Here is a 22,017-nt window from a genome sequence, read left to right as displayed (position 1 = left end):
GCGTGCGAGGACGTCGAGGATCGCTGGCGAATCTGGCGTCCAGACTCGGTCCGAGGAGGCCCCGCAACGCCGAGACAGGGCGCCACACCCTGGGGCGGATGACGCGTGCGGGTCGCTGAGTGAGGGCATCGAGGCTCCTGGGTCAGAGATTGAAGTATGGTCATACTAGTATGACCATACTGCTATGCTGGCACAAGTACGACGACGAAAGGGATCTGTCGATGGCCAGATACGCACCGGAGCACAAGGACGCGACGCGACGCCGAATGATCGAAACCTCCGGGGTTCGATTCAAGCGCGACGGCTTCGACGGGGCCGGCATCTCCGCGCTGGTAGCTGACGCGGGGCTGACCAATGGCGCCTTCTACGGACACTTCGCGTCGAAGGATGACCTGATCGCCACCGTCGTCTCCGAGCAGCTCGCCGTCCAGGTCGCGCGGGTCGATGCCCTGCCCCCCGGCCTCGCCTCGGTGGAGACCTTCGTCCGCGAATACCTCTCCCCAGGGCACCGCGACGACCCAGGAAACGGCTGCCCCTCGGCAGCTTTGCTCGACGAGATCACCCGCCAAGACCATTCGACCCGGCAGGCCTACACCGACGGTGCACGGGCGCTCATCGACGCGATCGCGCGACACCTCGCTGTCGGCGATTCCGGGGGCGCCCGGGACCGCGCGATCGGGCTCTTCACGCTCCTGGTCTCGTCGCTCCAGCTCGCCCGTGCCGTCACCGATCCGGAGCTGTCCGATCAGATCCTCACTTCCGCATACCAGAACGCGATGCGGATCGCCGACAACTCCACCCCAAGTCCTTCATGAGCACGCAGGAGACCGAATGAAAGCCTTCACTGTCAGCCGCTACGGTCCCGACGCACTTCAGCTGAGCGACGTACCGGTCCCCTCCGTCGGCGCACACGACGTGCTCGTCGACGTCCGAGCGGCCAGCATCAACCCATTGGACAAGATGGTCCGCAACGGAGAGTTCAAGCAGCTCCTGAAGTACAAGCGACCGTTCGTCTTGGGTCACGACGTCTCCGGCGTCATCACCCAGGTCGGTGCCGACGTACGCAACTTCAAGGTGGGTGACGAGGTGTACTCCCGGCCGCGTGACCTGCGGATCGGGACCTTCGCCGAGTTCATCGCCATCGATACCGACGACGTGGCTCTGAAGCCACGTTCCCTGTCGTTCGAGGAAGCCGGCGCCGTCCCCCTCGTGGCGCTGGCCGCCTGGCAATCCCTCGTTGACGTCGCTCAGCTGAAACCCGGCCAGAAGGTCCTCGTCCACGCTGGTGCGGGCGGGCTCGGGTCAACCGTCATCCAGGTGGCCAAGCACCTCGGCGCCTACGTCGCCACCACCGCACGCACCAACGACGAGGACAAGGTGCGCGAGCTCGGCGCCGACGAAGTCATCGACTTCACGAAGCAGGACTTCGCCGACGTCCTGAGCGGCTACGATGTCGTACTCGACTCCCTCGGCGGCCCCAACCTGGAGAAGTCGCTGACCGTACTCAAGCCCGGCGGACTGGCCATCAGCGTCGTCGGCCCACCCGACCCAGCCTTCGCCAAGCAACTCGGTCAACCGATGCTGGCACCTGTCATGGCGTTCCTCGGCCGCAAGGTCCGCAAGCAAGCCAAGAAGCTCGGGGTCCACTACGAGTTCTTCTTCATGCGCGCCAGCGGCGCACAACTCAAGACCCTCGCCGCCCTGTACGACGACGGCACCCTGCGTCCTGTGCTGGATCGGACCTTCGACTTCACCCAGACCCTGGAAGCGATGACGTATGTCGAACAGGGCAAGGCCAACGGAAAGATCGTGGTGACGCGATGAGCACCACCAGCAACGAACCTGTCATCACGTCGTACGCCGAGGCGCCGACTCGCGCCATCACGGCCGGCGGCGCGACGTACGCCTACCGTGAACTCGGACCGAAGGGCGATATCCCCGTCGTCTTCTTCGTGCACCTCGCCGCGACCTTGGACAACTGGGACCCCCGCATCGTCGACCCCATCGCCCAGAACCGGCACGTCATCACCTTCGACCAGCGCGGCGTCGGCGCCTCGACAGGAAAGGTGCCCGCCACCCTCGAGGAAGCGGCCGATCACGCCTACGAATTCATCACCGCGCTGGGGTTCGAGAAGATCGACATCTTCTCCTTCTCGATGGGCGGCTTCATCGCCCAGGACCTGATCGTCAAGCACCCCGACCTGGTCCGCAAGCTCGTGCTGACCGGGACCGGACCGCGTGGCGGCACGGACATCGACAAGGTCGTCGCCCTCACCTACTGGGACATCCTCCGCGCGACCCTGACCCGGTCTGACCCGAAGGAGTTCCTGTTCTTCAAACGCGACGCGATCGGCAAGCGCGCCGCGAAGGCGTTCGTGAAGCGGCTCGAGGAGCGCATCGTCGACCGTGACAAGCCGATCAGCATCATGGCACTCCGAACCCAGCTGAAAGCGATCCAGAAGTTCGGCCGCTCCGCCCCTTCGGACCTCTCGACGTTCACCCAGCCGACCCTGATCGCCAACGGCGACAACGACCGCATGGTGCCCTCAGTCCTCTCCGAGGACCTGCACCGCCGCATCAAGGGCAGCGAACTGATCATCTACCCCGACTCCGGCCACGGCGGGATCTTCCAATTCCACGAGAATTTCGCCCCGATCGCCGCCGAGTTCCTCGCCGGCTGAGCCAGCCCTGCCTACCAGCCGATCGGTGCCGACACATCAAAAAAGGCACCGACAGTCCCGTGGGATCGACGAGAGCGGCATTGGCGGTGATAGGACGTGGTCATCGGCTTGGCGACTGCCGGACGCAATTCCCGACGCACGTCACTTGCCGGAAGGGCGATCAGGCGTCGCATCCACCCCTTCAACCTTCCCCGCCGAAACCCCTTCTCTACCAATCGATCACTGCCAACATGCTGACATGTCGGGGATCAAGCTCCACGACCTGCGGCCCTTCTGCGCGTCCGGGCTCATCGCGGCCGGCTGCGATGTTGTGACAGGGCAGCGGGCGCTTGGGCACAGCTCCCCCAGCGCCACGCTGAACACCTACTCGCATTTGTGGCCGGACGCGAACGACAAAACCCGCAGCGCTGCGGACGAACTGTTCCGAGCCTCTGCGGGTTCTGTTGCGTACTCTCTGCGTACTCTCGACCAGAAATAGGCCGATGAACAGCAGTTTTAGACGTTGAAGCGGAACTCCACCACGTCACCGTCAGCCATCACGTACTCCTTGCCCTCCATGCGCACCTTGCCTGCGGCCTTGGCCGCGGCCATCGAACCCGCCTCGTCCAGGTCCGCGAAGGACACGATCTCGGCCTTGATGAAGCCACGCTCGAAGTCGGTGTGGATGACGCCTGCCGCCTGCGGGGCGGTGTCGCCCTTGTGGATGGTCCAGGCGCGCGACTCCTTGGGACCCGCGGTCAGGTAGGTCTGCAGCCCGAGGGTGTGGAAGCCCGTCCGGGCGAGCGCGTGCAGGCCGGGCTCGGACTGACCGATCGAGTCGAGCATCTCCTGGCGGTCCTCCTCGTCCAGCTCGAGCAGCTCCTGCTCGACCTTCGCGTCGAGGAACACCGCGTCCGCGGGGGCGACCGACGCCCGCAGCTCGGCAACCTTCGCCTCGTCGGTGAGCACCGCCTCATCCGCGTTGAAGACGTACAGGAACGGCTTGGTGGTGAGCAGGCTCAGCTCACGCAGCAGCCCGAAGTCCAGCTTGTCCTTGATGCTGAAGAGGGTCTTGCCCTCGTCGAGGAACGCCTGGGCCTTGACCGCCTCGTCGTGCAGCGGCTTGAGCTCCTTGTTCTTGCGCGCTTCCTTGTCCAGCCGCGGAAGCGCCTTCTCGAGGGTCTGCATGTCGGCGATGACCAGCTCGGTCTCGATCACCTCGATGTCCGATGCGGGGTCGACGCGGCCGTCGACGTGCACCACGTCGTCGTCGGCGAACACGCGAACCACCTGGCAGATGGCGTCGGCCTCGCGAATGTTGGCCAGGAACTTGTTGCCAAGGCCGGCGCCCTCGGACGCGCCCTTGACGATCCCGGCGATGTCGACGAACGAGACCGTCGCGGGCAGGATCCGCTCGGAGCCGAAGATCTCGGCGAGCCTGACCAGCCGCGGATCGGGCAGCTCGACCATGCCGACGTTCGGCTCGATGGTCGCGAACGGGTAGTTCGCGGCAAGCACGTCGTTGTTGGTCAGCGCGTTGAAGAGGGTGGACTTGCCGACGTTGGGCAGTCCGACGATTCCGAGGGTAAGGCTCACGGTCTCCAGAGTCTACGGACCGGTGTGGGCGCCCTGCACACACCGGTCCGTAGACCTGCGGATCAGTACCCGCTGGTGCTGTCCTCGATGCCGCTGATCGCGGCGGCGATGATCACCCCGTAGAGGATGAAGAACAGCACCCCGAGGCCGATCGCCAGCCCCAGCGAGATCTTGCCGAGCTGCTTGGCGCGGTCGGAGGCGTACTGGGCGCCCTGGTAGTCACCGAGCGCCCACCTCGGGTACACCGAGGACGAGTGATTGAACGCGGCGAATGCCAGCGGCCAGAAGAAGACGACCGCGGCCACCGCCCAGCCGGCGTTCGACGGCGGCGGCGCGGGCACCGCGCCCGGAACCGGAGGCCCGTACTGGACAGGGGCCTGCATCGGCTGCGGGGCCTGCGCGGGCTGCGGATAGGACGGGTACGCGGGCTGCGGATAAGACGGCACAGCCGAGGTCGTGGGCGCGCTCGTGAGGTCGGTCTCGGACATGGTCCCCCCAGAAAGTCATTCGGATACAGCGCAAGCACCCTATCCGAGCAAGTCGTCGCCGGGTCGTCGGAGCAGGCCAGGACTGCGGGCGTGCACCGACGGCTCGGCGAAGGCGGACAAAACGAGTAGCCCACGGCCGTGACATGCGGTGTCCCGGCGCTCACAATGAGAAGAGCGCAACCCGAGGGCACCCCGGAACCGCGCGGTGCGCCACGCCGCGCCACCAGGAGGAACACCATGACCAGAAGATCACTCCGTGCAGCGATAGTGGCCGCGGCTACGGTTCCGATGATCGCGTTCGGCCCGGCGATCACCACCGCGACACCGGCATCACCGGTCCCCACACCCGTCTCGCCCGCAACCCTCAATCCACAGCAGGGCCCATTGGGTGCCGCACTGACCTGCTCGCCCTTGGCCTTCATTCCGTTCGCCGGGCCACTCGCCATAGCCTGTTGGGTCTGAGGCGGCCGCTACCCGCGCTTGCGCGCGACCGTCACCGCCCACGTCGCGTCCGGCCGCCAGGGCCGCAGGTCCCATGTCGCGAAACGCTGCTCGAACACCAGCCCGGCCGCCTCCAGGTCCGCGTCGAAGTCCCTGACCGTGTACCGGTAGTCGGTGGCGAACCCCGTCACCAACACCCCGCCATCGGCTAGGTGCGCGGCAAACCGTTGCAGCACAGTCCGTTCCGTGCCGGGCTCGAGGAAGATCAGCACATTCCCGGCCGCGATGATCGCATCGAACGTCTCGCCGGGCAGGTCCAGCTCGGCGAGGTCCGCCTGGTGGACGGTCAGCTCCGGGTGCGCCCGCGCGGCCTCCACCAGCACCGGATCCAGGTCGACCGCCGTCACATGGTGCCCCCGCCTGGACAATTCGACACCGACACGCCCGGTGCCGCATCCGGCATCGAGCACCCGCGAACCCGGAGCGATGACGGCATCGAGCATCCGGGCCTCGCCGTGCAGATCTACGCCCTGCGCCGCCAACTCCTCGAAACGCCGGATATAGGCGCGTGATTGCTCTTCGTCACGTTCGTTTTCCCATCGCGTCACATTGTTCAGACTATGTTCAGATGGCCCGTCGGCCCCAGCGAAACTCATTCGCGCCGCGTACGCTCTGTGAGCACGCCGAGGGCCGGATCATGTGGTCCCCGTGTGGATCAGCACTACAAGCGCTTCACCGACGATCACCTCTGAAAGGGGAACAACGTGGCGGACACCTTGCAGGCCGGTTCGAGCCTCACGGCCGGACAGTCGATCACCTCCAACAACGGCGCGTACGCGCTGACGCTGCAGGACGACGGCAACCTCGTGCTCAGCGAGGGCGGCAACGCTGTGTGGGCCAGCAAGACCAACGGCAAGAGCGCGGTCAAGGCCGACCTGCAGGACGACGGCAACTTCGTGCTGTACACCGAGGGCAACGACGCCGTGTGGGCCTCCGAGACCTCGGGCAACTCCGACGTCAAGCTGGTCGTCCAGGACGACCGCAATGTGGTGCTGTACGCGGGCGACAAGGCCGTCTGGGCCTCGGACACCGCCGTCGAGGTCGTGGCCGAGCCGGAGCCCGAGCCCGCCCCCGTCGCCCCGGCCGCCGCCGAGGCCCCGCCGGCGCCCCCGGCCCCGCGCACCCACACCGTCGCCCCCGGCGACACCCTCTGGGACCTCGCCACCCACTTCTACGGCGACGGCAACCAGTACCAGCGCATCGCCGATGCCAACGGCATCCCGAACCCGGACGCCATCAACGTCGGCCAGGTTCTGACCATCCCGGCGTAGTACACCCGCTCCACCCGACACGGCGGTCCCGGATCTCATTTCCGGGGCCGCCGTGTCGTTTTCGGAGCCCCGCACGGCCGGGTGCGACACTCGGTCGACCCGACCGGCGATGGACGTGACACGAAAAGGATGCACCGTGGTGAGATGGCTGATCGTTGCCGGAGTGTGGCTGGCCGGATTGGCGGCACTGGCACTCGCTCTCGGCATGGAGTCCGGATGGCGGGTCGTCATCGCGATTCTCGCCGCAGTCCTCGTGGCGCTCGCGGGCCTGGGCACCTGGGATCTCCTCCAGCGCCGACACAGCATCCTGCGCAACTACCCCATCCTCGGGCACGCCCGATTCCTGCTCGAGAAGATCCGCCCCGAGATCCAGCAGTACTTCATCGAATCATCCACCGACGGAACGCCGTTCGACCGTGAGACCCGCGATCTCGTGTACGAGCGCGCCAAGGGCACCAAGGACGACGAGCCCTTCGGCACCGAACGCGACGTGCACGCGCCCGGGTACGAGTTCATGGCGCACTCGCTGCGGGCACGGCATGCCCCGGAGGCGACCCCGACGGTCCGGCTCGGCGGGCCCGACTGCACCCGGCCCTACGACATCGCGCTGCTCAACGTCTCCGCGATGAGCTTCGGCTCGCTGTCCGCCAACGCGGTCGAGGCGATGAACGCGGGCGCTGCGCGCGGCGGATTCGCCCACGACACCGGTGAGGGCGGCATCAGCCCCTACCACCGCAAGCACGGCGGTGACCTGATCTGGGAGATCGGCTCCGGCTACTTCGGATGTCGCACCCCGGACGGGCGGTTCGATCCGGAGGTCTTCGCCGCGAAGGCCGTCGACCCCCAGGTCAAGGCGATCTCGATCAAGCTGTCCCAGGGCGCCAAGCCCGGACTGGGCGGCGTACTGCCGGGTGCGAAGGTGAGCCAGGAGATCGCCGACACCCGCGGCGTCCCGGTCGGGGTCACCGTGATCTCGCCGCCCGCGCACAACGCCTTCGACACCCCCGCCGGGCTGATCGATTTCATCACGACGCTGCGCGCGCTCTCCGGAGGCAAGCCCGTCGGGTTCAAGCTCTGCGTGGGCTCGCGCGCGGAGTTCCTCGGCATCTGCAAGGCCATGCTGGAGGCCGGGACCGCGCCGGACTTCATCATCGTGGACGGCTCGGAGGGCGGAACCGGCGCCGCCCCCGTCGAATTCGAGGATCACATGGGCATGCCCCTGACCGAGGGCCTGATGCTCGTGCACAACGCACTGGTCGGCTCGGGCCTACGGGACCGGATCAAGATCGGCGCCTCCGGCAAGGTCGCGAGCGGCAGCGACATCGTCAAGCGCATCATCCAGGGCGCCGATTTCACCATGGCGGCCCGAGCGATGATGTTCGCGGTCGGCTGCATCCAGGCCCAGGCCTGCCACACCAACCACTGCCCGGTCGGGGTCGCGACGCAGGATCGCTCCCGCTCGAAGTCGATCGATGTGCCGGACAAGTCGGCCCGGGTCTACCGGTTCCAGAAGTCGACGGTGGCCAGTGCGAAGCAGTTGATCGCCTCGATGGGCCTGGACGGCTTCGACGAGTTGCGGCCGTCGATGCTCAATCGGCGCGTCGACGCGTACACCACGAAAACCTATGCGGATCTTTATGAGTGGCTGCAGTCGGACGAGTTGCTCGAGGACCCGCCCGCGGGCTGGCTCAACGACTGGATCGACGCGGACGCCGCCCGGTTCTGACCGCCCGGCAGGTGCCGCGCCGTCATTCCGCGAAGTTCCGGTCGATCCAGTCGATGGTCTGCATGCCGAACAGGTCGGTCCCCCACCCGTACGGGTCGGCGAACAACCGGTTCAGGTTGCAGTCGCTGGGGGCGTAGGTGACGTCGGTGCCACCGGCCCGGTAGCGGGCCGCGAGGTCACGGGAATCCTGTGCGGGCACAAGGGACATGGGCGAGTCGTCCTTGCCGCAGGAGGAGATGAGCACCTTGGACCTCGGCGCCTGGCCGCCGAGCCTGTTGTCGTCGTAGACGTGCTGGAACTCGGGGATGTCGGCCGGACTCCGACCGCTGGAGAACAACAGCCGGAGCGGCACGAAGGGCGCCGTGAAGTAGGACGGCATCTGACACTGCACGCGGTACTCGTCCGCCAGCGCCCGGCCGACCGGGTTGAGCTTGTCGTTGATCCGCATCTCCGGGTACCAGGGCTCGAGCCCGAGCAGGGTCGCGAAGGCGAACCCCGAGCCCACCGAGCCGTCCGCTGTCCGCATGAAGTTCCGCTGATCGATGACCATGCCCTCGAGGACAGTGGATTTGATGTTCAGCTCGGGCGCGTAGCCGGCCTGCATCTCCGCCGCGGAGGCCGCGCCGACGCCGCCGCCTGCGACACCGAACAGCGCGATGGGGGCCTGCGGGCTCAGCCCCGTCCCGCCGCCCGAGGTGGCCGCGCGCAACGCGTCGAGCTGGGCATGGCCTGCGAACTTCGCCGCGAAGACGCCGTGTGGATCGGGGTCGGCATCGTTGCCGACATCGGAGATCACGACGGCGTACCCCTTGCCGAACATCAACGCCAGCGGTCCGAGCGCGGACCACGAAGCGCCGTCGAGGGGGTCCCCGCCCGTCCACTGCGTGCTGGGGTGACAGTAGGCGCCGACGCTGTCGTTGGCCTCCTGATACCCGATGACCTTCTTCTCCGAAGCGGGCACGCCGTCGACCGGGATCATCACGAACCCGGTGCTGATCGTCGGGGTCACCCCGTCGTTCCCCGTCGTGACGTACATGATCTTGTACGCCTCGAGGTTTGCCGGCTTGAAGCCGGTGAACATCACGTCGACCCGCTTGGCCTTGAGGAGGGTGCCCGGCTTCTCGGCGCCGGTGAGCGGCGGCTCGGCATAGAACGGATCGTTCGGCCGCAGCGCGCCGAGGATCTCGTCGCGGGTGCCGAACTCCCCGCCCTCGAACGCGCCCTCGACGAACTCGTTGAACACCTCGCCCTGCAGCGCGGGCGTGTCGACCGCGACGGGCGGCGGCGGGGGTGCCTGCGCCGCACCGACACCCGGCGACAGGATCGCGAGGACGACGGCCGCGGCGGCTGCCGAGAGCGAGCGCACCCCGCCGATGCGGGGACGATGGTCGCGCGGATCGGTCGACATCAGGACACCGTCACTTTCGTGTTCTGGAGAGCCGATTGCAGAATCTGCGGAATGTTCATCAACGGCCGGTGGCTTTCGATCTGGATCTCGTACGGGGTGCGGAGCTCCGCCTCGAGCCGCGGCCAGTCGCTTTCGACCGTCGCCTTGTACCTCGGCAGCAACTGGGTGGTGATGTAGTCCCACCGCTCCTCGTAGACCGACCAGTTCCAGCTCGGCAGCGGCGTCGTCAGGGTGGCGGTCCGGCCGTCGGGCAGGGTGGTGGCGATCTCGATGGGACGGAACGAGCGCGGCGGCAGCACGCCTGCGACCGAGGGTGACCCGGCGACCGTGGACAGATAACTGACGGCCTCACCGACGTCGCCCTTGTAGGCCCGCACGGCGTCCCATTGTTCCCGGATGATCACGCCCTGTTCGCGACGCAGCAGGGTCACGTTGCCACGGGCGATCCGGTCCGCATCCGTCGAGGCGATGTCGCGCCACGCGTCCATCACGTCCCGCCCGAACAGCCCCGCAGCGCGCATCTCCTCGAGGGCGGGCAGGCCCTCGGTGACGTAGGCGCGGTGCATCGGCATCAGATCCGAGAAGATGTTCTTCTGCATCACCAGGATCATGCCCAGGATGTGGTGCAGGTCGTCCCCGGTGACCGTGGCGCCCGCACCGGCCAACGCGCGCAACCCCTTCGGGAGCCGGTCGACGATCTGCGGTCCTGCGACCTCGGTCGCCGACGCGACGATGGCGCGCGTGGTCTGCTGCAGCTGCGGAAGGTCGTAGATGTTCGTGATCAGCTCGAAATCGATGAGCCCGCCGCCGAAATCGGCGCCGACCTGCCCGGCCATGCCCGCCCACTGCAACTCGCGGTGCTGCAACTGCAGGTGCTCGTAGTACCGGTACGACCGGATCAGGTTCTCCCGGTTCGCCTCCACCCCGGTGCGGGGGTCCCACCGCGCCAGGTCGATGCCGGCCTCGGCGGTGACATCGACGAGCCAGTACTGATAGAGCAACGCCGCATATGAGCTCGGCGCCACACCGGACGCCCTGGCCTGGTCTAGCAGTCGCGCGAGCGCGCCGCGATCGGTCGGCAGCGCCGGGTTCACCCCGCCCGGACCGTGCGCGGCGTCCCGGTTGACCAGCGGCAGGTTCAGGTAGGTGTCCGCCTCGGACGCGGCGGCGGGCGCAGGCGTGCTCGGTCCCGCCACCGCCAGCCCCAGCACGACGGCGGCCAGCGCGGGCAGGCACCTCCGGAGAACGGAGGACCGCGACGGCGCGCGGGCGATGCGAGCACTCATGGCTCTCCCGGTGTCGGAACATACCGCGAAGTAGGTTTTCCGAGACTAGTTCACGTTCCGCGAGGCTCTGGGCATTTTGGGCAGACCAGGCCCTCGGCCGTCTTACTCCACGCCTGCGATGATCTCGCGCAGTGCAGCAACATGCGCCTGCAGCGACTTGCGGCCCTTCGCGGACAGCGAGAGCCAGGTGGTCCGGCGGCCGAGGTGCACGCCCTTGCGGCTGCGGACATACCCGGCGGCGGCGAGCGCCGACACGTGCTTGGAGAGCACCGAGTCGCTGACCTCGAGCCGATCCCGCACCGTCGCGAACTCCGCCTCCGTGACCGCCGTCAGCATCGACATCAGCCGTAGCCGGGCCGGCTGCTGGAGGTGTGCGTCGAGCTCCGGCATCAGTGGCCGATCACCAACAGCACCAGACCGCCGAGGGCGAGGACCCCGAGCACGACCAGCCACACGACGCTCTCGGCGGTGGCCAGACGCGCAGGCTCTCGCCGGTACGAGGCGACCCAGTGCCGACCGCTCACGGCATAGGCGACTCCCCCGGCGGCCGCCGCCGGTGCGGCCAGCCACCACCAGCCGTGCGTCATCGCGGCGTACGCCGCCACCAGTCCGGCCAGGTAACCGACTGTGGCCATCGCCGCCGCGCCGAACACGACGCGACTGGCGAAGCCCTCGAGCCGGACGCCGTTGGCGCGCCGGAACCGGCGCAACTGCCACCAGGCCACGGCGCCGTAGACCACGACGCCGGCCGCGATCCACCACGGCGCCGACCCCTGCCCCCACGTCAGGCCGACAGCTGCTGTCGCGATCTGCACCGCGACCGCCGCACCCAGCCAGACATGCGTCCACGGCGGAATGACCACGCCCCTGGCAAGCCCGGATCGCGACGCCTCGGCGGCCTCGAGGGCGTCGGCGGCCTCGCTCGGCCCTACTCCCGGAGTTTCCATAATGGAAAGCGTGCCTCATACTTTCCAGGTTGGCAAGCTGCACGGTCCCGCGATTCGGACAATCGTCCAGTTCCGGGCGCGAGCAGAAGCGCAGGCACTTAGGATTCCGGGAACTCCTGAGTGAACGGAATGTGTCGGATGTCTTCGAATCGCCTTGCCTGGATCGCGATCCTCGCCCTGGGTCTGCTGGTGATCGTCCAGGCCGCCGCAGATCCGAGCGGCCTGCTGAGCCTGCTCGGCTGGACCGGCGCGGATCTGTGGCCGATCCGGGCGCCCTGGCAGATCGCGCCGTTCGTCGTCTACCTGCCGGTGCTGCTCGGCGTCACGTGGTGGGCGGTGCGGTCGATCGCCGGGTCCCGCTGGCTGTTCGCGGCCACCACCGGAAGCGTCGTGCTCGCCGTGCTCCTGGCGAAGTTCGCGATGTCCTTGGTGGCGGCGGGTGACCTCGGGACCGCGGCGTGGGGCAGCGGATTCGCCCTCGCCAAGGCGATTCCGGCCGGACTGATCGTCGCGGGCGTCGTCGCGATCGCGGGCCGCCGCCGCAGCGTGGCCGATGCACCGGACGACGCGCCGTCGGTGTGGGCCGGAGCGCTGATCTTCGGCGCCATCGCCCCGCTCCTGGCGGGACAGTGGTGGGCAGGCGCTCCCTACGACCGGTGGATGCCTGCGCCCAACGTCCTCAACGGCGTGCTCGCGACCGTCGGCGGGATCGCCGTGCTCGTCCTCGGCGCCATCGGCTGCCAGCGGGTGCTCGGCCGCCGGGTGGCAGGCGGGACCGCGACCACCTTCCTCGCCGGATGGTTCGCGGCGATGGGTGCGGGCGCGCTGCTCGCCCTCGCCGCATCGATCGTCGGGATGGTCTCCGACGACGGTTTCGCGGGAGACCTCTGGCCGCTGATGAGCGGGTACATCCGGCTCGCGGACGGCGTCGCCTACGGCGCCTGCACGGGATGGATCGTCGGATTCGCGGCGGTCTGGTCGCGGCGGCAGTCGACCCAGCCGTCGCCGATCCCCCGCCCGGCCCTGCGGGCGGGCGCGGTGACCTTGGCCGCCGTCGCGGTGGCCGTCCCGTTCCTGGCCCGCCCCGATGCGCAGCCCGCGTCGCCCGCACCCCTCGACTCCGCCGAGTCGGGAACCCTGCTGCCCCTGCGTGTCTCGGGCGAGGTCATCGCCGACGCGGCCGGCCGCGAGGTCCTGCTTCGCGGCGTCAACGTCAACCAGCTCGTCGACTTCTATGCGCCGCGGCCCGAGGTCCCCTCGACCCTGCCGCTGACCGACGCGGATTTCGCCGGTATCGCCGATCACGGATTCAACGTGGTCCGGCTCGCGTTGTCCTGGTCGGCCCTCGAGCCGGAACGCGGCCGCTACGACGAGGCCTATGTCGACCAGATCCGGGTCGCCGTCGCGCAGGCCAAGGCGCACGGCCTCTACACCGTGCTCGACATGCATCAGGACGGCTGGTCGAACGCCCCGTCGCCCGATGACGTCAGCTGCCGGCCGGGCACCTCGCCCATGTGGGGCTACGACGGCGCGCCCGAGTGGGCCACGATCACCGACGGCGCACCGCGCTGCCAGTTCACCGGGCGCGACATCTCGCCCGCGGGCGGCCGCGCCTTCAACAACTTCTACTACGACACCGACGGCGTGCAGGAGCAACTCGTCCAGGCCTGGGCGATGCTCGCGGGCGAGTTCAAGGACGAGGATGCCGTCGCCGGGTACGACCTGCTGAACGAGCCGAACTTCGGCGAGTCCGCGCCGCTGACCTCGTCGCTGCTGCTCGGCCGCTTCTACGACCGGACCATCGACGCCATCCGCGAGGCGGGCGCCGAGCAGATCGTCTACTTCGAGCCGAGCATCCTGTGGTCCGGCCTCGGGTTCGACAGCGGCCCCCCGGCCGGCTTCACCGACGACACCAACATCGTCTTCTCCCCGCACCTCTACGCCGAGTCCATCACGATGGATGCCTCGCTCGGCCTGCCCACGATCGTCAGCATCGAACGGGGCTTCACTCTCGCCGACCGGGTGGCACAGAAGTACGGCGGCATCCCGGTCTGGACCGGCGAGTACGGCTACTGGGGCGACGGGCGCGTCGACAAGGCCGCCCGCTTCGCAAACGAGCAGGACGCGCGCATCCAGGGCGGCGCCTTCTGGGTGTGGAAGCAGGCCTGCGGGGACCCGCAGAACGGCATCCAGGAACTGGGCGACGGGCTGATGCCGGTGCTGTGCAGCACCGGGGAGGACGCCCCGCGGAACACCGCGCTGATCGACGAGCTCACCCGCGCCTACCCGCGATTCGCGCCGGGGCGGATCACCCACCTCGCGGCCGAGGGTGACCGGCTGGAGCTGACCGGTACCGCGGGCGACGGCGGCTGCCGGCTCGAGGTCTGGTTCCCGAGCCGGGTCGACGCCGGCGCCTCGGCCGTCGACACGGTCGGGGTCGAGGACATCGCGTTCACCCCGCTCGGTGAGGGCTCGCTGATGACCGGGTGCGCCGCCGGCGACTACGAGGTCCGTACCGGCGGCGCCTGAGCCGTCGAGTGTGCACCTGCGGTCGCTCGCTCTCGGGCGATGCAACCGCAGGTGCACACTCGACGCCAGACGGTGATGTCCGATTTCCGCTAGCGCGGCCGCGGGCGCGCTGCCACAGTGGTGACTGTGACCGCACCGCATCTCGACTTCGACCGCTGCTACCGCGCCGTGTCCTCCCGCGACGCCCGCTTCGACGGGCAGTTCATCACCGCCGTGCGGACCACGGGCATCTACTGCAGGCCCTCGTGCCCGGCGATCACGCCGAAGCCGGGGAACGTCAGCTTCCTCCCGACCGCGGCCGCCGCCCAGCAGGCCGGGTACCGCGCCTGCCGCCGGTGCCTGCCCGACGCCGCGCCCGGCTCGCCGCTGTGGAACGTGCGCTCGGATCTCGCCGCTCGTGCCATGCGGCTGATCTCCGACGGCGCCGTCGAGCGCGGCGGGGTGGAATCGCTGTCCGCCTCGCTCGGGTACTCGTCGCGGCACCTCACCAGGGCGTTGACCGCGGAACTCGGCGCCGGACCGCTCGCCCTCGCCCGGGCACATCGCGCGCACACCGCCCGGTTGCTGATCCAGACCACGGCGATGTCGATGTCGGACATCGCCTTCGCCGCGGGATTCTCGAGCATCCGGCAGTTCAACGACACGGTCCGCGAGGTGTTCGCGGTGGCCCCCACGACGATGCGCACCGAGGCCGCCAAGCGTGCCGACGCCCCACCCGCCAAGGGCACGGTGTCATTGCGGCTGCCCTACCGCAAACCCCTCGACGCCCACTGGCTGGCCTGGTTCCTGTCCGGGCACGCCGTCGCGGGCATGGAGCGCTGGTCCGACGGCGAGTACCGCCGAACGCTCCGACTCCCCCGCGGCTGCGGGGTGGTCGCGCTGCGCGTCCTGCCCGAGTACGTGCGGGCCGAGCTCACCCTGCGGGACATGCGCGACCTCGCGCCCGCCGTCGCCCGGCTGCGACATCTCCTGGACCTGGACGCGGACCCCGAGGCGGTGGACGGCGCCCTCGCCGCCGATCCCGCGCTGGCGACGAGCGTCCGGGCGGCCCCCGGCATCCGGGTGCCGGGCAGCATCGACGCGGACGAACTCCTGCTGCGCACGATGATCGGGCAACAGATCTCACTGGCCGCGGCGTCCACCCAGACCGCCCGACTGGTGGCCGCGCTCGGCGCCCGGGTCGACGACCCACACCTGACCCACAGCTTCCCCGGCGCCGAGGTCATCGCCGCACGCGGCCGCGAGGTGCTCACCGGTCCCGCCCGCCGGATCGACGCCGTCATCGGGGTTGCGGAGGCGCTCGCCACGGGCACCCTGACCCTGCACGCAGGCCGCACCGCCGAGGACCTGCGCGCGGATCTGTTGTCGTACAAGGGCATCGGACCATGGACGGCCGACTACGTGGTGATGCGCACCCTCGCCGACCCCGACGTGCTGCTCGACACGGACCTCGTCGTCCGCCAGGGGGCGCAGGCGATGGGCGCCGACCTGACCGACTCCTCGCGCTGGACACCCTGGCGCTCGTACGCATCAATGCACCTGTGGCGCAGCGCACTTGCCGCGCGCGGTGCGCTCGATTCCACACCGACCCCCGATACGGAGGACCAGAAATGATCGCCAAGTACGCCACCACCACGACCCCGATCGGCCCGTTCACCGCCCTCGTCGACGACGACGGCGCGGTCCTGGCGTCGGGATGGACGGAGGACCCCGAGGAGCTGCGGGCGCTGATCCACCCGAGCCTGCGTCCCACCGCACTCACCCGGCTCTGCGATCTCGGCGCCGTCACCCGCGCCGTCGCCGATTACCACCGCGGCGATCTGACCAGCATCGATTCGATCACCGTCCGGCAGCAGTCGGGCGAATTCCTGGTGCACGCCTGGGATGTGCTGCGCACCGTGCCCGCCGGGGACCCGATCACCTACACCGAGTTTGCCGGCCGCTCGGGACGTCCCGCCGCGGTGCGCGGTGCGGCGTCGGCCTGCGCACGCAACGCCGCCGCGCTGTTCGTGCCCTGTCACCGGGTGCTGCGCACCGACGGCACGCTCGGCGGGTTCCGCTGGGGGCTGCCCGCCAAGCGCTGGCTGATCTCGCACGAGGAGCATGCACGGTAGATTCGGTCCATCACCGCCAGGAAGGACCGACCGTGAGCGATCAGCCCACCGCGCCGCCGACCGAGCTGCGTCAGCACCACCCCCGCGACCGCGGCGAGATACTCGGCATGGGCGGCATGTGGCTCGCCAAGTGGTCGCTGTGCCTGGTGCTCATCGCCGCGGGCGGTTGGGTGGTGTGGACCCTGCTCGGCGTCCTGTGGGTCGCGGTCCTGCCGGTTCTGCTGGCGATCGTGGTCTCGACGGTGTTGTGGCCGCCCACCCGCGCGATGACCTCTCGCGGCGTGCCCCCTGGGGCGGCCGCCGGCATCACCCTGATCGCGTTCCTCGGCTTCTTCGGTGGGATCATCGCGCTGATCGTGCCCTCGGTGGTCGACCAGGCGCCGGAGCTCGCGAACAAGGCCAGCCAGGGCATCACTCAGGTGCAGGAGTGGATCAAGGGCCCGCCGATCAACCTGCAGGACGATCAGATCGACTCCGCGGTCCAGGCGATCATCCACAAATTGCAGACCAGTGCTCAGGCCATCGCGACCGGAGTGTTCAGCGGCGTCAGCGCGGCCGGCTCCATGCTCGTGACGCTCACGCTGGTGCTGGTACTCGCGTTCTTCTTCATCAAGGACGGCCCGCGCTTCCTGCCGTGGCTGCACAGCGTCACCGGGGGTCGCGCCGGACGGCACTTCGAGGCGGTGTCTGTCCGGATCTGGGACACGCTCGGCGGCTTCATCCGCACCCAGGCGCTGGTCAGCTTCGTCGACGCCTTCTTCATCGGCCTCGGCCTGATCATCCTGGGTGTGCCGCTGGCCCCGATGCTCGCCCTGCTCACCTTCATCGCCGGCTTCATCCCGATCGTCGGTGCTTTCGTGGCGGGTGCCCTCGCCGTCCTGGTCGCGCTCGTCGCGAAGGGCTGGACGACCGCGCTCATCGTCCTGGTCATCGTGATCGCGGTGCAGCAGCTCGAGGGCAACGTGCTCCAGCCGGTGCTGCAGAGCCGCACCATGAAGCTGCACGCGGTGATCGTGCTGCTCGCGGTGACCGCGGGCGGCTCCATGTTCGGAATCGTCGGCGCTTTCCTCGCCGTCCCGGTCGCGGCCGTGGTGGCCGTGGTGATCCGCTACATCGGCGAGCAGGTGGACCTGAAGCTGGACGATCGGGACCGCGACGCCGGGACCGAGGCCGACGCCGGGGCGGAGCCCGCCACCGAGCCCGGCGATCTCGCAACCGCGGACTGACGCGGCGCGCCCGGCCCGCACTATCCCGCGACGACCTCCACGCTCGACCCGGCCCGCCCGCGGATCACGTGCAGCCGGCTCGGGATCCGCTGCCGCATCTCGTCGACATGGCTGACGATGCCGACCACCCGTCCGCCCGCACGCAGCTCGTCGAGGACTCCCATCACCGACTCGAGCGCGTCCGAGTCGAGGGTGCCGAATCCCTCGTCGATGAACATGGTGTCGAGCACCAGGCCGCCCGACTCCGCGGCGACGACGTCGGCCAGACCCAGCGCCAGCGACAGCGACGCCAGGAACGATTCGCCGCCCGAGAGGGTCTTCGCGGAGCGCACCACCCCGGTGTAGTCGTCGCGGATGTCCAGGCCGAGTCCGCCCCGCTTGCCGCGCGGCCCGGCCCCGTCCGCGTGCACGAATTCGTAACGGCCACCGGACATCCGGCGCAGCCTGGTCGAGGCCGCAATCGCGACCTCCTCGAGCCTGGCGGCGAGGACATAGGACCGCAGCGACATCTTGCGGGCATTCTGTCCCCGCCCGGCGATCACCTCCGCCAGGCCCGCCAGTTCCGCGTGCCGCTCCTGCATCGGGGCCAGCGCGCCGACCTCCTTCGCCAGCTGCGCGACCAGCCGCTCGAGATCCGCCAGCCTGCGGTCGGCCTCCGACGCGACGGCGATCGCCGAGTTCACCACCGCGTTCGCGCCCTCGACCTCGGACTCGGCGACCGACGGGTCGACGGGATCCATCCCGGCGACGGCGGCCACCTCCGCCTCCGCGAGGACCGATTCGGCCCGCACCCTCTGATCCCGCGCCTGCGCGAGCGCGGCCTCGATGGCCGCCACCCGACGCTCGTCCCTGGTGGCCGCGACCGCCTCGTCCACCGACTCGAACCCGGCCTCGGTCGCCGCCCGGACGGCCTTCGCGGACAACGCCTCCGCGCTCTCCTGCGCGGCGGTGACCTGGGCGCGCAGGTCTCGCAGTCGCGACACCGCCGCCGCGAGCGCGTCGAGCCGGTCGCGGCGCGCCTTGGGGCTCTCGTCCACGCCCGAGGCCTCCGCGATCCGCTTCCTGATGGTCTCCAGCTGTTGCACCGCCCCCGCGATCCGCTCGTCGAGGGTCGCGAGCTCGGCGCCGGCTACGCGTGAGCGTTCCTGCAGGCCTTCCTGTTCGGCACGCAGCCCGGACAGGCGATCGAAGAGCGCCCGCTCACCCGCCGCCGACGCGTGCGCGGCCGCGTGCGCCTGGGTGGCCGCCGACAGCTCTGCCCCGACCTGATCCCGGTCGCGGTCGCCGCCCCGCTCGAGCAGGACCTCGATGGCCTGATCGATCTTCGCGAGGCGATCGGCCGCGATATCGACCTCCTGGGCCAACCGATGCTCCGCCACTCGGGCGGCGTCCTCGTCGGACCTGGTCACGATCGTCTCCGACGGCTCGGCCGGGTTCGGGTGCTCCGCCGAACCGCACACCACACACGGCTGACCGTCGGAGAGTCCGGCCGCGAGCTCGGCCGCCATTCCGGCGAGTCGGCGTTCGCGAAGGTCGAGCAGCTCGCCGCGCGCATCCTGGTGCCGGCCACGCGCCGCCGACAGCTGGTCCGCGGCGTCCGCACGGAGCTGTCGCTGTTCCGCGAGGGCGACGGCGGCGCCCTGCACGTCGGCCGCCCTGACCCGCGCCTCGTCGAGGGCGGGCAACGCCGCGACCGCCTGCCGCGCCGCGGCGAGATCGTCCTCGGCTGCGCGCAGCTGTTCGGGCAGCGCGGTCCGACGGAGCTCGAGTTCCGCTGCGGCGGAGGCGAGCTCGCGGCGCAGCTCGCCGTGCCGGTCCGCGGTCTCCTGCAGGGCGTCGGCGACCAGCGATTCGGCGATGAGGTCGTCGAGCCGCGCGACCTCATCGGTCCAGCCGCGGACCGTCGAGTCGATGACGCCACGGTCCTCGGCGGCCTCGGGCCAGGACAGCCGCTCCAGCAGCGCCCTGCCCTCGGCGACCGCGCCGACACCTCCGGCCAGGGTGTCCATCAGCTTCAGTTCCCGCGCAGCGGTTTCCGCCGCCGCGGTGGCGTCCATGCGGATCCCGGCGATCGGTGCGGCCCGCACCGCCCTGGCGAGTTCCTCGGTCTGCGCCGCCCGCTCGTCCGCGCCCTCGGCGTGGGTGCGCAGCTCCGCCGCGGCCTTGGCGGCGCGCTGCTGCAGACCCCGGATCCGGGTCACCTCGGCGAGCGTGGCGGTGGCCCGCGCCGCGGTCGCCCTTGCCGCGACGAGTTCCGCGGTGGCGGTGTCCCTGGCCTCCTCCGCGTCGGCCCGCAACTTGTGCGCCCACGTCAGTGGATCGGCGTCGGCGCCCGCCTCGATGCCCGCCGCCGTGGAGACACGCGCGAGCATCAGGTCAACGGACTTGCGTCCGGATTCCAGCGTCGCCGCGCTCTCGCGCCTGCGCTCGGCGAACCAGTCCTCGACCGTGCCGAACCGAGTGGTGTCGAACAGCCGCTCCAGCAGGTCGCCCCGCTCGTCGGTGTCCGCGCGCAGGAATCGCGCGAACTCCCCCTGCGGGAGCAGCACCACCTGGAAGAACTGGTCGGCGCTCATGCCGAGCAGCCGGCCGATCTCCTCGCCGATCTCGTCGAGACGGGTCAGGTTCTGACCGTGACCGTCCAGCCAGGTGAGCGTCGCCTTCGCGTTCTCCCTGGTGGTGCCGGTGCCACGAAGTTTGGCCCGTTCGTATTCGGGGCTACGGGTCAGGCGGAGCCTGCGGCCGCCGATCGTCGCCTCCAGCACCACCTTCGGCACCGAACCCGCGGCGGCGTGATCGGAGAGCAGTCGCTTGCCCTGCTGCCGGGCACCCGGGACCGTGCCGTACAGCGCGAAGGCCACCGCGTCGAGGATGGTGGTCTTGCCCGCGCCGGTCTGGCCGTGCAGCAGGAACAGACCGTCCGAGCCGAGGGCGTCGAAGTCCACCGTCGCGGTGTCGCCGAACGGCCCGAACGCCGAGACCTCCAGACTGTGCAGCCTCACGCGATCTCTTCCATGGCCGCCGGTTCGCCGAGCTCGTTCTCGCGGACCGCGGCGCTCAGCGCACGCTCGACCAGGCGCAGTTCGCTCACCGTCGGCTCGCCGCGCATGTCGGTGAGGAAGCTGGTGGCGATCTGCAGGTCGCTGCGCCCGCGAACGCGCTCCCCGTAGTGCAGGTCCGCGCTGCCCTCGGGTCGCTGCCATTCGAGGTGCACCATGTGCGGGAACCGGGTCTGCAGGGTGCGCATCGGGTCCTGTGGCCGGACCGGATCGGTGAGGATCGCCGAGACGTAGTTGTCCTCGTCCGCGGTGAACCGCTCGTCGTCGAGCAGCTCGTCCACGGTGCCGGTCAGCTGGCTCAGCCCGCGCACAACCGGCAGGTCGACGCGGCGCACGTCCGCGAGGCCCGTGGCGTCCAGATCGGCTATCCACACCGCCTTGCGGTGGGTCCGCTCGCCGAACGAGTACGGCAGCGGCGACCCGGAATAGCGCACCCGATCGGTCAGGGTCTGCGGCGAGTGCAGGTGCCCGAGCGCCACATAGTCGACGCCGTCGAACGCGGAGGCCGAGACCGTCTCGACCCCGCCGACCGAGATGGATCGTTCCGAGCCGGTCGCCTCGGCCCCGACGACGAAGGCGTGCGCGAGCAGGACCGCGCGCGGCCGGCTGCCGTCGACGGCGCGGCCCCCGAGATCCGCACGGACGCGCGCCATCGCCGCGTCCAGGATCTCGGCGTGCGAGCGCGCGGTCGGCACGCCGAGCTCCGCCCTCGTGGTCTCGGGCTCGAGGTACGGCAGGCCGTAGAAGGCGACCTCGCCGTGCTCGTCCTCGAGCAGCACCGGGCGGTCCACCTCGGAGACCCGCGTCATCAGGTGCAGTCCGCCCGCGGCCGAGAACGCCGAGCCCGCACCGAGCCGCGCCGGGGAGTCGTGATTGCCGGAGGTCGCGACGATCACCGCCCCCGCGGCACGGATCGCCTCGAAACCCTTGTTGCACACCGTCACAGCGTCCGCACTGGGGATCGCGCGGTCGTACACGTCGCCGGGGACGACGACCACGTCCACCTCGTTCTCCGCGACAAGGGCGGCGATGGCCTCGAGCGCGCTCGCCTGATCGGCGAGCAGGTCCACGCCGTGGAAGGTGCGCCCGATGTGCCAATCGGAGGTGTGCAGGATTCGCATGCGCCGACCGTAGATCACGGCGCCGACACGATCGGTGACGCGCGCCGGGCACGGGCACGAGGGGCGCCCGAGGTCACTCCCGCCG

Annotated in this window: 18 protein-coding genes; 9 read left to right on the top strand and 9 right to left on the bottom strand. The window is 69.8% G+C overall.

Annotation, left to right across the window (positions count from 1 at the left end):
* The first annotated feature begins 221 nt into the window (after window positions 1-221).
* Genes FCG67_RS14610 through FCG67_RS14600 form a run of 3 tightly spaced genes read left to right on the top strand, consistent with a single transcriptional unit; the run spans window position 222 to window position 2,681 of the window.
* Window positions 222-815 (top strand): TetR/AcrR family transcriptional regulator, encoded by a 594-nt coding sequence (locus FCG67_RS14610; RefSeq protein ID WP_136910468.1) that lies wholly within the window; start codon window positions 222-224, stop codon window positions 813-815.
* A 16-nt stretch (window positions 816-831) separates the two neighbouring features.
* On the top strand, window positions 832-1,824 hold the full coding sequence (locus FCG67_RS14605; RefSeq protein WP_136910467.1) for an NADP-dependent oxidoreductase: 993 nt from the start codon (window positions 832-834) through the stop codon (window positions 1,822-1,824).
* Window positions 1,821-2,681: an alpha/beta fold hydrolase gene (locus tag FCG67_RS14600; RefSeq protein ID WP_136910466.1), complete on the top strand. Its 861-nt coding sequence runs from the start codon at window positions 1,821-1,823 to the stop codon at window positions 2,679-2,681. Before FCG67_RS14605 ends, FCG67_RS14600 begins: the two co-directional genes overlap by 4 nt.
* Before the next feature lie 495 nt (window positions 2,682-3,176).
* On the opposite strand, the gene ychF is transcribed toward FCG67_RS14600, so the two are convergent.
* From ychF to FCG67_RS14580, 3 genes are all read right to left on the bottom strand, one after another.
* A complete protein-coding gene (gene ychF, locus FCG67_RS14590; protein ID WP_136910465.1) occupies window positions 3,177-4,256 on the bottom strand; it encodes a redox-regulated ATPase YchF in 1,080 nt (359 codons plus the stop codon).
* A gap of 62 nt (window positions 4,257-4,318) precedes the next feature.
* Window positions 4,319-4,744, bottom strand: a complete 426-nt coding sequence (locus FCG67_RS14585; protein WP_136910464.1) for a CD225/dispanin family protein — start codon at window positions 4,742-4,744, stop codon at window positions 4,319-4,321.
* Window positions 4,745-5,214: 470 nt separating this feature from the next.
* Window positions 5,215-5,841, bottom strand: a complete 627-nt coding sequence (locus FCG67_RS14580) for a class I SAM-dependent methyltransferase (RefSeq protein ID WP_136910463.1) — start codon at window positions 5,839-5,841, stop codon at window positions 5,215-5,217.
* Window positions 5,842-5,949: 108 nt separating this feature from the next.
* Between FCG67_RS14580 and FCG67_RS14575 the strand changes: the two genes are divergently transcribed.
* Window positions 5,950-6,516 carry a LysM peptidoglycan-binding domain-containing protein gene (locus FCG67_RS14575; RefSeq protein ID WP_077042527.1) on the top strand — a complete coding sequence of 189 codons (567 nt, stop codon included), beginning with the start codon at window positions 5,950-5,952 and terminating at the stop codon, window positions 6,514-6,516.
* 136 nt (window positions 6,517-6,652) lie between these two features.
* Entirely contained in the window at window positions 6,653-8,242 is a 1,590-nt protein-coding gene (locus FCG67_RS14570) for an FMN-binding glutamate synthase family protein (RefSeq protein WP_136910462.1), read from the top strand.
* Window positions 8,243-8,264: 22 nt separating this feature from the next.
* Here FCG67_RS14570 and FCG67_RS14565 read toward each other — a convergent pair whose 3' ends face one another.
* The 4 genes from FCG67_RS14565 to FCG67_RS14550 form a co-directional block, all read right to left on the bottom strand.
* Window positions 8,265-9,650: a lipase family protein gene (locus tag FCG67_RS14565; protein ID WP_136910461.1), complete on the bottom strand. Its 1,386-nt coding sequence runs from the start codon at window positions 9,648-9,650 to the stop codon at window positions 8,265-8,267.
* Window positions 9,650-10,936: a hypothetical protein gene (locus tag FCG67_RS14560; RefSeq protein ID WP_211243209.1), complete on the bottom strand. Its 1,287-nt coding sequence runs from the start codon at window positions 10,934-10,936 to the stop codon at window positions 9,650-9,652. Before FCG67_RS14560 ends, FCG67_RS14565 begins: the two co-directional genes overlap by 1 nt.
* 102 nt (window positions 10,937-11,038) lie before the next feature.
* Window positions 11,039-11,326, bottom strand: coding sequence for a transcriptional regulator (locus tag FCG67_RS14555; RefSeq protein ID WP_136910460.1), 288 nt, complete (start codon window positions 11,324-11,326; stop codon window positions 11,039-11,041).
* Window positions 11,326-11,883: a hypothetical protein gene (locus FCG67_RS14550; protein ID WP_136910459.1), complete on the bottom strand. Its 558-nt coding sequence runs from the start codon at window positions 11,881-11,883 to the stop codon at window positions 11,326-11,328. The genes FCG67_RS14555 and FCG67_RS14550 overlap by 1 nt, the downstream gene beginning before the upstream one ends.
* 138 nt (window positions 11,884-12,021) lie before the next feature.
* Between FCG67_RS14550 and FCG67_RS14545 the strand changes: the two genes are divergently transcribed.
* The 4 genes from FCG67_RS14545 to FCG67_RS14530 all read left to right on the top strand — a co-directional run bounded on the left by FCG67_RS14545 (window position 12,022) and on the right by FCG67_RS14530 (window position 17,752).
* Entirely contained in the window at window positions 12,022-14,412 is a 2,391-nt protein-coding gene (locus FCG67_RS14545; RefSeq protein WP_136910458.1) for a cellulase family glycosylhydrolase, read from the top strand.
* Between the two features lie 126 nt (window positions 14,413-14,538).
* Window positions 14,539-16,026, top strand: coding sequence for a DNA-3-methyladenine glycosylase 2 family protein (locus FCG67_RS14540; RefSeq protein WP_246045077.1), 1,488 nt, complete (start codon window positions 14,539-14,541; stop codon window positions 16,024-16,026).
* A complete protein-coding gene (locus FCG67_RS14535; RefSeq protein ID WP_136910456.1) occupies window positions 16,023-16,526 on the top strand; it encodes a methylated-DNA--[protein]-cysteine S-methyltransferase in 504 nt (167 codons plus the stop codon). The genes FCG67_RS14540 and FCG67_RS14535 overlap by 4 nt, the downstream gene beginning before the upstream one ends.
* 107 nt (window positions 16,527-16,633) lie before the next feature.
* Window positions 16,634-17,752, top strand: coding sequence for an AI-2E family transporter (locus FCG67_RS14530; protein WP_211243217.1), 1,119 nt, complete (start codon window positions 16,634-16,636; stop codon window positions 17,750-17,752).
* Window positions 17,753-17,772: 20 nt separating this feature from the next.
* Here FCG67_RS14530 and FCG67_RS14525 read toward each other — a convergent pair whose 3' ends face one another.
* A complete protein-coding gene (locus FCG67_RS14525; protein ID WP_136910454.1) occupies window positions 17,773-20,754 on the bottom strand; it encodes an AAA family ATPase in 2,982 nt (993 codons plus the stop codon).
* Window positions 20,751-21,932, bottom strand: coding sequence for an exonuclease SbcCD subunit D (locus tag FCG67_RS14520; RefSeq protein ID WP_136910453.1), 1,182 nt, complete (start codon window positions 21,930-21,932; stop codon window positions 20,751-20,753). The genes FCG67_RS14525 and FCG67_RS14520 overlap by 4 nt, the downstream gene beginning before the upstream one ends.
* Window positions 21,933-22,017 lie beyond the last annotated feature (85 nt).

Source organism: Rhodococcus oryzae, from assembly GCF_005049235.1.
In the GTDB taxonomy this organism is placed as follows: Bacteria; Actinomycetota; Actinomycetes; order Mycobacteriales; family Mycobacteriaceae; genus Rhodococcus_G; species Rhodococcus_G oryzae.
This window is presented reverse-complemented; position numbering and strand designations above follow the sequence as displayed.